Annotated in this window: 12 protein-coding genes; 5 read left to right on the top strand and 7 right to left on the bottom strand. The window is 46.0% G+C overall.

Translation table 11 applies throughout. The features are described 5' to 3' along the window. Nucleotides 1–9: 9 nt before the first annotated feature. The 3 genes from MH215_RS14670 to MH215_RS14660 all read right to left on the bottom strand — a co-directional run bounded on the left by MH215_RS14670 (nucleotide 10) and on the right by MH215_RS14660 (nucleotide 2,541). Nucleotides 10–261: a hypothetical protein gene (locus MH215_RS14670; RefSeq protein WP_128104660.1), complete on the bottom strand. Its 252-nt coding sequence runs from the start codon at nucleotides 259–261 to the stop codon at nucleotides 10–12. Between the two features lie 244 nt (nucleotides 262–505). Continuing rightward, a complete protein-coding gene (locus MH215_RS14665) occupies nucleotides 506–1,864 on the bottom strand; it encodes a sensor histidine kinase (RefSeq protein ID WP_239291120.1) in 1,359 nt (452 codons plus the stop codon). Beyond that, nucleotides 1,864–2,541, bottom strand: a complete 678-nt coding sequence (locus MH215_RS14660; protein WP_239291119.1) for a response regulator transcription factor — start codon at nucleotides 2,539–2,541, stop codon at nucleotides 1,864–1,866. Before MH215_RS14660 ends, MH215_RS14665 begins: the two co-directional genes overlap by 1 nt. A 250-nt stretch (nucleotides 2,542–2,791) precedes the next feature. Here MH215_RS14660 and MH215_RS14655 point away from each other — a divergent pair, with 250 nt between their 5' ends. From MH215_RS14655 to MH215_RS14645, 3 genes are read left to right on the top strand one after another with little or no spacing between them, the layout of a single operon-like run. Next, nucleotides 2,792–3,610, top strand: a complete 819-nt coding sequence (locus MH215_RS14655) for a polyphosphate polymerase domain-containing protein (protein ID WP_239291117.1) — start codon at nucleotides 2,792–2,794, stop codon at nucleotides 3,608–3,610. Continuing rightward, nucleotides 3,603–4,283 (top strand): DUF4956 domain-containing protein, encoded by a 681-nt coding sequence (locus tag MH215_RS14650; protein ID WP_239291115.1) that lies wholly within the window; start codon nucleotides 3,603–3,605, stop codon nucleotides 4,281–4,283. Before MH215_RS14655 ends, MH215_RS14650 begins: the two co-directional genes overlap by 8 nt. Before the next feature lie 37 nt (nucleotides 4,284–4,320). After that, nucleotides 4,321–6,594, top strand: a complete 2,274-nt coding sequence (locus MH215_RS14645) for a carbohydrate-binding domain-containing protein (protein ID WP_239291113.1) — start codon at nucleotides 4,321–4,323, stop codon at nucleotides 6,592–6,594. A 186-nt stretch (nucleotides 6,595–6,780) separates the two neighbouring features. On the opposite strand, the gene MH215_RS14640 is transcribed toward MH215_RS14645, so the two are convergent. Beyond that, nucleotides 6,781–7,350, bottom strand: a complete 570-nt coding sequence (locus MH215_RS14640) for a class I SAM-dependent methyltransferase (protein WP_239291111.1) — start codon at nucleotides 7,348–7,350, stop codon at nucleotides 6,781–6,783. Nucleotides 7,351–7,429: 79 nt separating this feature from the next. Continuing rightward, entirely contained in the window at nucleotides 7,430–8,110 is a 681-nt protein-coding gene (locus tag MH215_RS14635; protein WP_239291109.1) for an FHA domain-containing protein, read from the bottom strand. Between the two features lie 427 nt (nucleotides 8,111–8,537). Here MH215_RS14635 and MH215_RS14630 point away from each other — a divergent pair, with 427 nt between their 5' ends. Further along, nucleotides 8,538–8,696 carry a hypothetical protein gene (locus tag MH215_RS14630; RefSeq protein ID WP_156395581.1) on the top strand — a complete coding sequence of 53 codons (159 nt, stop codon included), beginning with the start codon at nucleotides 8,538–8,540 and terminating at the stop codon, nucleotides 8,694–8,696. A gap of 159 nt (nucleotides 8,697–8,855) precedes the next feature. On the opposite strand, the gene MH215_RS14625 is transcribed toward MH215_RS14630, so the two are convergent. Beyond that, on the bottom strand, nucleotides 8,856–11,459 hold the full coding sequence (locus MH215_RS14625) for a DUF2339 domain-containing protein (protein ID WP_239291108.1): 2,604 nt from the start codon (nucleotides 11,457–11,459) through the stop codon (nucleotides 8,856–8,858). Between the two features lie 221 nt (nucleotides 11,460–11,680). Next, entirely contained in the window at nucleotides 11,681–12,721 is a 1,041-nt protein-coding gene (locus tag MH215_RS14620; protein ID WP_239291107.1) for an LCP family protein, read from the bottom strand. 124 nt (nucleotides 12,722–12,845) lie between these two features. Between MH215_RS14620 and MH215_RS14615 the strand changes: the two genes are divergently transcribed. Continuing rightward, nucleotides 12,846–13,823, top strand: a complete 978-nt coding sequence (locus tag MH215_RS14615; protein ID WP_239291351.1) for an aldo/keto reductase — start codon at nucleotides 12,846–12,848, stop codon at nucleotides 13,821–13,823. Nucleotides 13,824–13,979 lie beyond the last annotated feature (156 nt).

Raw genomic sequence — 13,979 nt, 5'->3', positions numbered from 1 at the left:
CTTCAAAACTTAATCAATGTACCCTGCGTGGCCCTTGTCCATCAAGTAATCCATTTCAGCATCCAGGATGTTCTCCACAGTCAGCTCATCCAGCTTCACGTCTTTGCGGCTCACAATGTAATCCGCCAGATCATCGCCATCGATATCTACATCACCTTTGGCATTCTCATGTGCTTTATTGATGTAAGCTTGCTCATGCTTCAGAACAAGCGCAATGTTCGCTTGACTTGCTTTTGTTTTATCTGCAATATATTGCATCATTTCTTGTTCATTAATTGGATTCGTCTCGGTCAATTCAGTCAGCTCCTTGGTTCATACATGCTGTTGCTATTGTAGCATAGGTTAACCCGTTACTGGCACATCTTATGCTTGGCGGTAATCTCTTTTTAAAGATATTCCTCGGCTAATACATACAACGCCCACTCCATCTACTAACCTGAACAAAAATATTGCTGCTCGCCACTACGATGACAGAACAACCTTCCGATCGTTGTTACCCGATCATCTAGGTTAGTCGTACGTAGAACGTCGCGCCTTCTCTAACCACGCTCCGAGCATATATCTGACCTTTATGTTGATCCACAATAGATCGTGCAATCGCAAGTCCAAGACCATGTCCACCATGTTGACGGGCACGGGAGGCATCCGTTCGATAGAAACGATCAAAGATTCGATCCAGATGTTCAGGGGCAATACCCTCGCCAGTGTTAGACACCGCAAGCACTACTTCGTTATTCTGCTTCTTCAACGTAACATTCACTGCACCCTTGGATTTAGCGTATTTCACGGCATTGTCGAGTAGGATCAGAATGACCTGCTTAATCTGTTCATTGTTGCCATGAACCATAAGCTCAGGCTCTATGCTGTAGTCAAGGGAAATGCTTTTCTCAAATATCATCGCTTCCATCGTCAAAATAATCGTCTCAACTGCATCGCTCATATTAAACTTGGCATGAATCATCGTAGATCGGGAATCATCAATCTCGGTCAGATAGAGCAGACTACTCGTCAGTTTGGACATCCGCTCTGTCTCGGACTTAATGTAATGAAGCCATTTGGCTTGATGTTCAATGGTATCCTCGCTATTGGCGAGTAACACATCAGCATTGGTATTGATGATCGCAAGCGGTGTTTTCAGTTCGTGAGATGCATCGGCAATGAATTGCTTCTGCTTCTCGAATGCTTCACGAACAGGCTTAATGGAACGATTCGCGAAGTAGCGGCTCAGGAAATAAATGACGATCAGCATCGCGAGCCCCACAACCGCAAACGTATAGATCAGATTCGTAAGAATGCCTTGTTGTGCCGTTACATCAATGAACACGACCATATACCCATCACTGCTCTGATTAATTACATAAGCCCACTCGGTGCTATCCAGTGCAAACTGCCCCGTCTGACGATTGCCGCTGCTCAGCTTATCCTGATCGACCTTCCCCAGAGCCTCTTCATAAAAGGTAGCATCCATATTGAAGCGAGAATGTGTATTGGTAATCTTCCAATCATTATCTGTCTGGATCATAAACGATACAGAACGTGCAGGCGGAGAGTTAGGATCTTCCCCCAGCCCTCCTCCATTCTCCCCGAGTCCATCCGCTGGCGGTGATCCTATGCCTGACGCACTTGACGCACCCGACGTACCTGACCCTCCTGTTACACCAGAGAGCCCATCTTCGCCACGCAGCATTTTGGAAGAATTATAAGGACCGTGATAGAAATCAGATACCTTGTACAGCTCCATATTGGTCTCGCGCTGCACATTCTGGTAGGTAATTGTATAGATCGTTGCGAAGGCGACCAGCATCATAATCGAGATGGACACCAGGTTCACGATAAGGAATCGATTTCTGAGTTTCTTGAACATCAGGCTGTCACCTCAAGTACATAACCCACACCCCGAATGGTATTAATGCGAACCGCGGAGTTCAAGAAGGTTAATTTTTTGCGCAAAAACGAGATGTACACCTCCACATTGTTATACTCCACTTCCGAATCGAATCCCCACAGCTTCTCAATGATCTGCTCTTTGGAGGTAATCGCCGATTTGCGCGTAATCAGTAGCTCTAGCAGTTCGTTTTCCTTCAGATTAAGCTTCATCTCTTTGCCTTGCACCGAGAGCTTCAGTTGCACGGTATTCAGCTCAATATCTCCGAATTTGAGAGCATCCTCAGGTACAACCTCACCTTTACGTCGCAGTGCTGCGCGAATGCGGGCTAGAAGCTCTTCTGTTGCAAATGGCTTCGCAATATAATCATCTGCTCCATAGTCGAGCCCAGTGACTTTATCACCAATCTCTCCCTTAGCAGTTAACAGAATCACCGGTGTATGGTTGCCTTCGCTGCGTAAAGTCTTCAGTACCGTAATTCCATCCATCTCCGGCATCATAATGTCGAGCAGCAATAGATCATAAATGCCACTGAGTGCATAATCAAGCCCCGATCTTCCGTCATGCACCATATCTACGGAATAATTATTTTTCTTCAATATCTGTGATACGGCTTCTGCCAAATGAATCTCATCTTCCGCAATTAGTATTCTCATCTGTATTCATCCCTCTATATGGATTGGTTGTGAACATGTTCATCTATTATACCAATGATTATATCTGTGGAACCTTGAATCAATCTTAATTTATGTTTTGGCTGAGCACTATTATAGGAAGGTAAAAAAAGATTAACGGAATGTAAAATCATTTAAGATTCATTCAAGGTTAACCCTCTAAGATACAGACATGACAGCAAGACAAAATGTACCACAACATAAAACGACACAAGGAAAGGAATGACGTGACATGGCTATTGAGGTGTTCAACCGATATGAGAGCAAATATCTTCTGACCGAAGAGCAGTATGAACATTTTTACAGCGACCTGCTGAAATATATGGAGCTAGATGCGTATAACAAGAAACACGAGTTTTACTCGATTAGTAACCTTTACTTCGATACACCGCAAGATTCACTGATTCGTGCTAGTCTCTCCAAACCGAAATACAAAGAGAAGCTGCGGCTGAGAGCATACGGTGTACCTGAGGAGAATGCCAAAGTGTACTTAGAGATCAAAAAGAAAGTATTCGGCCTGGTCAACAAGCGCAGAACAGCCCTGAAGCTTGATGAAGCCTACGAGTTCGTTCGTACTGGGCAGGCGCCGGAACTCGCTGATTACATGAACAAACAGGTCGTTGAGGAGATCAAATACTTCCTCCGGTTGTATGATCTTGAACCGAAAGTGTATCTAGCGTATGAACGCAAAGCGTTGTTTGACAAAAACAGCCGCGATCTCCGCATTACCTTTGATACCAACATTCGCAGCCGCAGATACGATCTGAAGCTGGAACAGGGAGATTACGGCGAACCGCTCGTGAAGGACGGTCGATGGCTTATGGAAGTGAAAGCCGAGAAAACGGTTCCAATCTGGCTATCTCAACTGTTATCCGAACACGGTCTCTACCGTACTGGATTCTCCAAATACGGCAACGAATACAGACATCTGGCGAGAACAACGAACCTGAATTACCAGACAGAGCGGGTGCTCGTACCAGGTACAGACTTCGAACCTGCGATGGAACAAGAACAATCCATTAGAGAAAGAGAGCGTGTCCTATATGCTTGATTCATTATTCAGCTCCGCATTAGATGATGCAACACTAACCTTTAGCAGTTCCGTGATTACCATCGGACTAGCAATTATTCTGGGACTTATCATTAGTCTCACTTACATGAAGACCAATCAGAGCACCTACTCACAGAGCTTCACCTTAACCATGGTTGTTCTGCCCGTCATTGTCGCCATCATCATCCTGCTCATCGGCAGTAACATTGCCCGAGCGTTCAGCTTGGCGGGTGCTTTCTCCATTATCCGATTCCGGAGTGCGCCTGGTGACCCGAAAGATATCGCATACGTATTGTTCACGATGGCATCTGGTCTAGCGTGCGGAGTTGGTGCCTTTGGATACGCGGTTCTGTTCACAGTTGTCTTGTGTGTACTGATGTTTGTCCTGAGTCGCTTCAACTTCGGCGGCAAGAAGAGCCAGCAGAAAACACTGAAAGTAACTATTCCAGAGAACTTAAGCTATGAAGAAGCACTGAACGAAGTGTTCCATACATTCAACGTACCTTTTGATCTGAAAAAAATCAGAACGACCGAACTTGGTAGTCTGTACGAGTTGGTATATAGCGTAACTATCCACGAAAGTGTTAGCCAGAAGGAATTCCTTGACGCGATCCGTACACGGAACGGCAACCTGGATATCTCCTTAACGATGAGCCCAACCACCGACTATTAAAACTCTATTAATTTAAATTTGAAGGGATCGATAACATATGAAGAAGAAAGTGATAGCCGGAAGCAAACTGTGGTCTATAGCGATGATTACTGCACTGGTAACAGCATGCAGCGCCCCAGCAGCAACGAATACAACAGCCAATGCTGCAACAACAACAACGACAGGAACCACCAAAAGCGTCTCCGTGAGTGAACAAACTTCGGTCAAATTCGCCGACCTCGTCTCACTCGATGCAGATGATACCAATGTGAGCTGGACTGAAACGGACTCCACCATCATCAAACTGAACGGGACAACCGCAGCGGTGACTGGATCGGGAGCCAAAGCAGCAAATGGTACGGTAACCATCTCAGAAGCCGGTACTTATGTGCTTAGCGGTGAACTGACAGATGGGCAAATTGTAGTCAACGTTGCGGATAAAGGCGTCGTGCACCTCGTGTTAAACGGGGCAAAGATTCATGATAACGATAGTGCAGGGATCTACATTCAGAAGGCTGGCAAAGCCGTCATTACACTTGAAAAAGGAACGAAAAACGAAGTTTCGGATGGCAAAACCTACGTATACGCCGATGATACGACGGACGAGCCGGATGCAGCTATCTTTAGCAAAGCAGATCTGACGTTCAACGGTACAGGTCAGCTAACGGTTACAGGTAACTATAATGAGGGCATTACGAGTAAGGATGATCTGAAAGTTATCAGCGGCACGATCAATGTTAAGGCTGCCGATGACGGCATTAAAGGTAAAGACATGGTTGCGATTCAGGCAGGCACAATCACTATTGATGCAGAAGGGGACGGAATTAAATCTACTAATGATACCGATACCTCTAAAGGCTTTGTCGCCATTGCAGATGGTACCTTCAACATTGAAAGTGGTAGCGACGGTATTCAGGCTGAGACTGCCCTTGTTACGGATGGCGGCACATACAATATTGTAACTGCTGGTGGAAGTGCAAATGCACCAGCCAAAGTAGAGGAAAGACCGTTTGGCGGTGGGGGCGGTGGATTTGGCGGTGGCACACCTCCAACAGACATGGGGACGCCACCTACCGATATGGGTACACCGCCGGATGGCGAGCGTCCTGCCGATATGCCGGATAATGCTGGCGGGAATGCTGCAGCAGGCACCAACAACGCAGCTTCATCCAGCTCTGCGAATACAGCAACGACGGAAACCAATGCCGATGCAGACACAGCCACCACGACAACAGAAGAGGAATCCATCAGCGCCAAAGCGCTCAAAGCAGGTACCGATCTCACCGTTAACGGTGGTACGTACACAATTGATTCCATGGATGACTCTCTGCATAGCAACAGTAATGTCACAGTAAATGACGGAACATTCAGCATAAAGTCTGGCGATGACGGAATCCATGCAGATCAGGCACTTACCATTAATGGTGGAGATATCACGATTGCGAATAGTTATGAAGGACTTGAAGGTGCAATCATTACACTGAATGATGGAAATGTGGATGTCACTGCATCCGATGATGGCGTTAACGCAGCTGGTGGTGAAGAGACTACAACCACCGCTACCGCTGAAGCTAGTCCAAACACGGATACAACAGGCACGACATCCACTACTGATCAGACTGGCACGAATGCAGCTCAACAAAACGGCGGACCTGGTGGTATGCCGGGTGAATCATCTGGCAACAACGAATTGCATATTAACGGTGGATCACTCACTGTGAATGCAGGCGGTGACGGGCTGGATGCGAACGGTTCGATCTCCATGACTGGTGGTACTGTAATCGTCAATGGTCCAACAGATAATGGCAATGGAGCACTCGACTATGATGGCACATTTGAGATGAGCGGCGGATATCTGATCGCAGCCGGAAGTTCAGGCATGGCACAAGGTACATCCGATGCGTCTACTCAAAATGCAATTGTCATGACATTCCCTGCCACTCAACAAGCAGGAACACTCGTTCATGTTGAAGACAGTGAAGGCAACAACATTCTGACATTCGCTCCAGCGAAGGATTACCAATCCGTAGTCGTTAGCTCCCCTGACCTGAAAGAAGACGGATCTTATGTCATCTACTCTGGTGGAACTTCTACAGGCACAGCCGTAGATGGACTGTACACAGATGGCACCTATAGTGGCGGAACTAAGATCGTCGCATTCCAATCCACAAGCAATGTAACTTGGGTCAATGAATCAGGTGTCACTACAGCTCGATCCGGCATGGGCGGTTTTGGCGGAGGTAATGGTCAAGGTGGATTTGGAGGCGGAAGAGGCCGCGGACAATCCGACACTACTTCTGACAGCACAAGTACAACCGATTCAGCAAAATAAACAACGAGCTAGCTCAAATTTGAATCTGTGCAACAACTCAATAAACAACGTATCTATTCCAAGCTAGACGTAAGGCTCCGAATCCACTTAAAGAGTGTGTACGGAGCCTTAGTTTCGTTCATTTATATATCCTGTTGCGTATGATCATCCGTGTTTCGAGAGCAGAGCCAATACCATTCTATTCGCTTAGAACACATAGACATATACCTTCGTACGCAGAGCATCCGGACAGGTAATCGTGCGAAGCGGCACCTTGCCCGGCAATGCAAAACAGACACTAATCACTCTCGCACCTGGCGGCAATTCACGTGTGAACTTATCACTCAGACGATTCATCGCTCCGGGAAACAAATAACAGATGACGCAATCAGCATGTTCGTAGGAGCTATTGTAGATATTGCCGCGGATGAACCGCAGTCTACCCTTCATGGATTGTTGTCGACCTTTGGCCTCACGGAAGCGTACACTCAGATATGTGATTCCTTGAGAAACCCACAGAGGCAGGAGAGAATTTTCGATACCCGTGAGCCGTTTACCCGGACAATACCGCACGACATCCAAGCCGAGTGTGCCCCATCCAGAGCCTGCCTCGATTACATCGCCATAACCAGGAATGCGATTTACCTCCTGAATGACAACGCGTCTGACCAATCGGGACGTGGGCATCGGGGAGATTCCATTTTTCCAGCTAACAAGCACGATGGACAGGACAGCTATTAAGGTTAACACGGCGAATAGCCATGGAATGATGGACATATAACCTCATCCTTTGGGAGTTGAAGATGTTGATCATCAATAGCGCTACTTCCCAACCCATCAGGATCAAGGAAACAACCTAGTTCGTTAAATCCGGTACATGAGATTTCATGTACACACCTTTTTTATACACCGATTTGATCGTAAAATGAATGCCGAGCTTTCGATTCGTACGGTAGATCAAGGAGTTAATCTCATCGATCCCCACCGGTTCACTTTCCAATATGCTACGTTCAGGCCATACCTGACTGACAATCTGCTCACGCGTCACAAAATGGTCTAGCTGACTATAAAGTAATTTGAACAGCTGGAACTCCTTCTTCGATAATGGAATCTCCACCTCGCCAATCTGTACAGTTTGCATATGATCGTGCACTCTAATTCCTTCACCAAGCAGGTCAGAAAGACGATACTCCCGCGTCTCCTCCAAGTCGTTCTCGATCCGAAGCTGGATCAGTCCATTCACGAGAGTCAGGCTGTCCCCTTCTGCAAAAGGATACCTCTCATATGGAACAAGGCGTTGCCCGTTCAGTTCCGTTCCATTTTTACTATCCAGATCCTCGACCCACAGCTGAAACTGTGTATCATAATGAATACGGCAGTGCCGTTTGGAAATCATCTGATTGTACACGGACAGATCCAGTTCACTGCCTCCTGTGTAACGCCCTACCGTTATGGAGCGCCCTTGCCGTACATAAGCAAATGAACCATCACTTTCCTGTCCAGGTGTACGAATGACGATTTTTGCCGTCTCCCGCATGTTATTCCCCCACCTTCAAAATTCACTCTCTCTACTCTCTAGGCTTGATTAAATTAAACTAAAAAGATGTACACTTGCCACTCCGATGACAGAATAACCTTCCGATCGCTGTTATCCCCAGATTTTTTTGAATCCCTTTTTCAAAGGGAAAATCCGGAGATAAAGGCGAACGCTTCGCTTCTTCACGTTATTTCTGTCTTCTCCGTTCCTGTATACTCTTAACTTCAATTTAAACAGCCTAGTCTCTATCTCTACGTTCATCAGTAATAATGATAACTTCATCAGATTTGTTCCATTGTTTGCATTCATGACAATTTATATAGTGTATACATGGCGTCGTTCTATGCTTTTCTCTACTATACCAGACGTTGTGCTTTTTTTCTCATGATAGACAGTCACTAGCTTACAACAAGAGAGGTACCTAAATATGAACAAAAAGAACATTTGCATATATGTGCTGCTTGCTTTTGCTTTATCCATTACACTCACAGTCCTATCCCACATGAACGGTGAACGCGGGGAGTCCCTGAATGGCAAGCAAGCAACGACGGAAACGTCATGGATACATACCAGCATCCAGCCCTAAATACTAGCAACATACTCATGCAATAAACTTACTTTATTATAACGCGTTCACTCCCATAAACGTTTCACGATTGTCATCTCTACCGATCACTCACAACAACCAACAAGCCCCTCAGTCTGCTAGGCAGATCAAGGAGCTTATTGTTATGTCTATTAGTCGTTAGACCTCATTGTTATGTTGTTCCTTATCTGATTCAGCAGATGAATCCTGTTCATTCAGCTTATTCTCTTGAGCGTGAACTTCCTCCATCTTGCTTGACACCTTTTGATAAAGATAAGAGATACCCAGAAGTAAAATACCAAAGCTAAAATACGCGATAATCTTACTGCCTGCGGTCAGCAAACTAACATCATAGAAAACCATCTTGCCCGTAGCCAGCAGGGTCAAGCCTAGACCCAGGCGACGAATCATCACATATTTTCTACGGAATCCGTAAGCAATGTAGAGGATGGCAAGTATCAGGTAGATTAAGCTGAAGAGCAACCCTACATCTCCCCATTGGAACTGTACCGTCATGAAAACGGTGATTACACCTAACAGGTAAACCCCTGCAATGACAGGATACCATTCAATACTTTTGAACTGCCCACGGATAGCTGTAATTAACAGATCTCTTCCAGCGAAGAATACCCCCACATTGAAGATGATCAGTACAATAAGTCCAACGATCTCAGCAGCCGTATGTTGCTGGACATCTGGTTGCAAGGCTGGCAGGTTTAACGTTACCGCTAGTGCTATACAGTAACCCACAGCATGTAGAATGTTCGTGTAATAGCGTACAAATCGGCCTTGTAATGGCTTCACTTTGCTCAGTCCATAGGCTAACGCGATTGTTAGCGAGGCAAATAGAATGAATTTGTAGAACAGGTATAACGGGAAACTGTCATCCACAGCTCTGCTATACAGTTCATTCGATTCATACAGAACATAGAACCATAGGTTCACCAGCGTAACATATTGGAATCCTCTCAGACAGCCGTGCTCAACTGCATGATAACGCTGATTTCTTGGGGCAGATAACGCTCCTTGATTAACCAATGAGTAATACAGCGTAATCGCCAGCGAACCTAGTGTGATACATGAATACTTCAGCATAAAGTGAGACTGCATTCCCATGATGAACATCACCAGCACATCAATATAAATGAATGTAACGATGCAGAGCAGCACCACACCCCATCCGGCACGTTCAACCGCTTTGAATCGCTTCAGATGACCAAGGGTAATGAGTAAAATCCCTTCGATTAACCAACCTAAGGACAACCATTCCGCTCCAAACTGGAACGGTATAATCAGAACCGCAAAGGTTAACGAAGTGATGTAAAACAAAAGTATCATCTGTCTTTCTTGCACCATATGACGACGAACGAATCGAGCCAACCCGAAGTACACCAGACAGAATACTAGAGCCAGCAGTCCTTGTGCATCGTCCCAGCCCTCTGCCCTGAACAGCACATAGAGCATGAGACAGCTGATACTTGTATTCATGGCGAGTAAGGCGAAGTCCCACCAGGTTAGCTTCACCCGATGTTTGAACGGGTAAGCCAGCGTAATGCCCAGGTATAACGCAAATGTCACAATCGAATACAACATGCCTACAATATTGCTCGGCGATAACCATAGCATAATGAGCATCGACGGTGTGTTGAACAAGAAGCTGATATAGTGCACAATGGGCCAGCGTTTACCGAACGAGATCAGTACGATAATGCCATTTAAGAGCAGTAAATAGATCATCGCCGCATAGACGGCGCGTCCTTCCAGCCCGAAGTACCCCATGTACGAAAATAACGGTAAATAACCTCCAACAAGTCCTAGCGTACAGATCGTTTTGGATCGATACCTCAGCGACAGGACGACAGAGACAGCCGATACCAGTACGGATAACCCTAGAGCCGTATACAGTCCAATGATATGCAGCAAGAAATAACTGTAGAAAATAGACCCAAACAAGATGGATATGCCTCCACCTAACAGTCCCATGGCAAACGTCTGCCGCTTACGACGGAACAACCACTCTCCCCCAGCGAGCATAAGCACACCTAATAAGAAAAAGGCAGCACCTTTCATCTGATCACTGAACCAGGTGGAATACGAGTATCGGAATGCTGCACCCACACCTAGAATAAGAAGTAAAATGGCCAACTTGTTGATCCAGCTTAAACCAATCTTCATCTCCATGCGGTTTTGGCGAATGCGTTGCTTAATTGTCTCCTCACTCAACTCTTCCTCAGCCATATGATCATATCCTTGATGCATTTGCTGACGTATCGCTTCTTCCCGCTCCCACAGCTTTTGCCGTTGCCGCTCTATTCGCTCTCTTATTTCCCCAGCTAAATATGCAATACGTTCCTTGATTTCATGCTCATCTTCTTGCAGCTCCTCCGCAGCCCGGTTATAGATGGAATTAAGATTTGCTTTGGTACGATGCTCGTGAGCCTCCAGCCGATCATGATGTACAGCCGTCTTTCCTCGGAAATACGTCTCCATTTTCTCCTTCGATACACGGATCAGATTCAATTTCTCATCCAGCATCTGTTCAGACAGCGCCATCCGAAGGCGACCATTCTCTTCTTCCATCTGACGCGCCCGGATCTCCAACTGCTTCAGCTTGAGCTTATACGCTTCAGACTGCTCACGCAGTTGTTCGTTCTGTACAATCAGATCATCGGATTGGTAGTCCTGAAGCAGTTCGTTATACTCCTTAACCAACTGCTTCTGTTGCTCTTGCACCTGATGAAGCCGATCCTTGAACTCTTTCATACCTTTCCTCCATTGGTCGATGTTGATTTGTTTCCCTATATTTTACTCTATTGTGATCTGAAAAAGATGTAAATGTTGAAATAACTCTGCTGTTCTCTTCCCCTTTCGCTTACGACAAAACAAAAAAAGCCCAAGAAGCAATGAGCTTCTTCAGGCTTACATTTCACACAATTTGTACTCGTATCCATTCTAGGATAGCAAGAAGAGTCTGATTCACCCTTTTATGCCGCATCTGTCGATTCTGTTGTATCGTCTGTGCTTGGCTCTATAATTTCGGTTGCATCTGGATCAAGCCAGCTGGCAATCATCGTCCGTACATATTGCAGATCTTCTTCCGATAGATCGTAATACCAGACACCGCTACGCATCGCACCCGTGCCCTGTAGCATATAATTGCTGATCGTAGGGATGTTATCTTTCATGTACAATGACTCGGCAAATTTAACAATAAAATCGGAATTCATATTCGTTGTAAAGTTGGAGCCAGCAATCTTGATGACATCTGGAATCTTAGTTAGGTTCTTGACCTCAAGCGCACGATTCATGAATGCACTCAGGAAAATCCGGTGACGCATCGTCCGGTTAAAATCGGAGTCTTCACGATAACGCACATATCCCAGCGCTTCCTCTCCGTTATAGATCGGTTTGTTCGCTTCGACGAACAGCTTTTCGTGTGTTTTTAGCTTGTTCTCAATATTTTTCTTGATTGGCAGCTCAACACCGCCTACCGCATCAACAATATCTTTCAGACCATTAAAGTTAATGGCCGCATAGAAGTCTACTTTGTTCTCCAGCAGCTTCTCCACAGTATCCATAGCCATCTTGGCCTCACCGTGGGCATACGCTGAATTAATCTTCGATTTTACATCCCGACCTACAATTTCCGTATAGGAGTCCCGCGGAATGGACAGTAACAGCACTTTATTATCTTCTGGGCGAACGACGGAGTAGATGATGGTATCGGAACGACTTGGTTCATTGTCACGTTGATCGATTCCGAGCAGTAGTAGCGAGAAAGGATCGGTATGTTCCACGACTGGTGCATCTTCATTACCCGCTGGTTTATAGGAATCATCCAGTGTTTCCTTCACCGTATCTGAAGCGAACATGTTAAATGCCAGTAAGACCAGTTGTTTTTGATAAATAAATCCAAGCCCGCCTAACAAAACAAGCACACTCAGGGTAATGATCAGGGGCTTCTTCCATCTCTTCTTCGGTTTCTTCGGCTTCCGTCTGGTTAGATGAGCTGCACTGTTTTCCATGATATCTCCTTTAACTCTATAAGAGCGGTTTCTAAGAATCATTTAACTATATTAATAACACCATTTCAATAGATTAGGTTATAATCGCCATGATAAGATATGGCACAGAAAGGAGCGATACATGATGGAATTTCGACATTTAGGCAACAGCGGTCTACGCGTATCTGCACTCGGTCTGGGCACCAACGCATTCGGCAAACGTGCCGACGAACCGACATCTACCCGTATTATTCATGCCGCACTGGATCAAGGGATTAACTTCATCGATACCGCTAACATCTATGCTGGCACCGAATCCGAACGAATTATTGGACAAGCCCTTGCAGGTAAACGGGAAAACGCTGTGCTTGCTACCAAGGCCGGACTACCCCGGCACGATGGTCCTCATGGGCGGGGTTCCTCCCGCTATCATTTGCAACAAGAGCTGGAGCATAGTCTCCGTCGTCTGCGGACGGACTACATGGATCTGTACCAGATCCATACCTTTGATTCGCACACACCGCTGGATGAAACGTTGCGCACGCTGGATGACATGGTATCCTCCGGCAAAGTCCGCTACATCGGAGCGTCCAACTACGCAGCATGGGAGCTGATGAAAGCTCTCGGCACGAGCGAGTTGAAGGGCTATGTTCGTTATATTTCAACGCAAACGAGCTACTCTCTCGCTGACCGTACACCTGAGCTAGAATTGGTACCGCTGTGCTTAGATCAAGGCGTTGGCATTATCCCATATTTCCCACTGGCTGGCGGTATCTTAACTGGCAAGTACAATGGAGAACAAGCTGTACCATCCGGCTCTAGGGCAGACACCGATCCATCTTTCAATCGTTTCCTGCTGGAGCACAATATTGATTTAGGACGACAGGTTAGCGAGAAAGCGGCGGAACATGGTTGTTCCCCAAGTGTGTTATCCCTCGCTTGGTTGCTGGCACGTCCGGCAGTTTCAACGGTTATCGTTGGAGCCACACATACAGAACAACTGGAGCACAATCTCCAGAGCCTTGAACTCAAGCTGACGTCCGACATGATGGCTGAGCTGGATCAGCTTAGTGATTCGTTCCGTCACAGAGAACCTTTTGCAACCTACCGGCTAAGTGAATAATCATGAACCTAAACTTACATCCGTTCATAGTTCATCATAATTTCTCTAAAACTATGAGATAGCTTAACAAAATAAATAACCTCCCGGCTGCAACGTCAGGGAGGTTTTCAATGGTTGAGTATCATTTTATGTAGGATAATCTCTTCTCTCACTACA

This window comes from Paenibacillus sp. ACRSA (assembly GCF_022346845.1).
Lineage (GTDB): Bacteria > Bacillota > Bacilli > Paenibacillales > Paenibacillaceae > Paenibacillus.
This window is presented reverse-complemented; position numbering and strand designations above follow the sequence as displayed.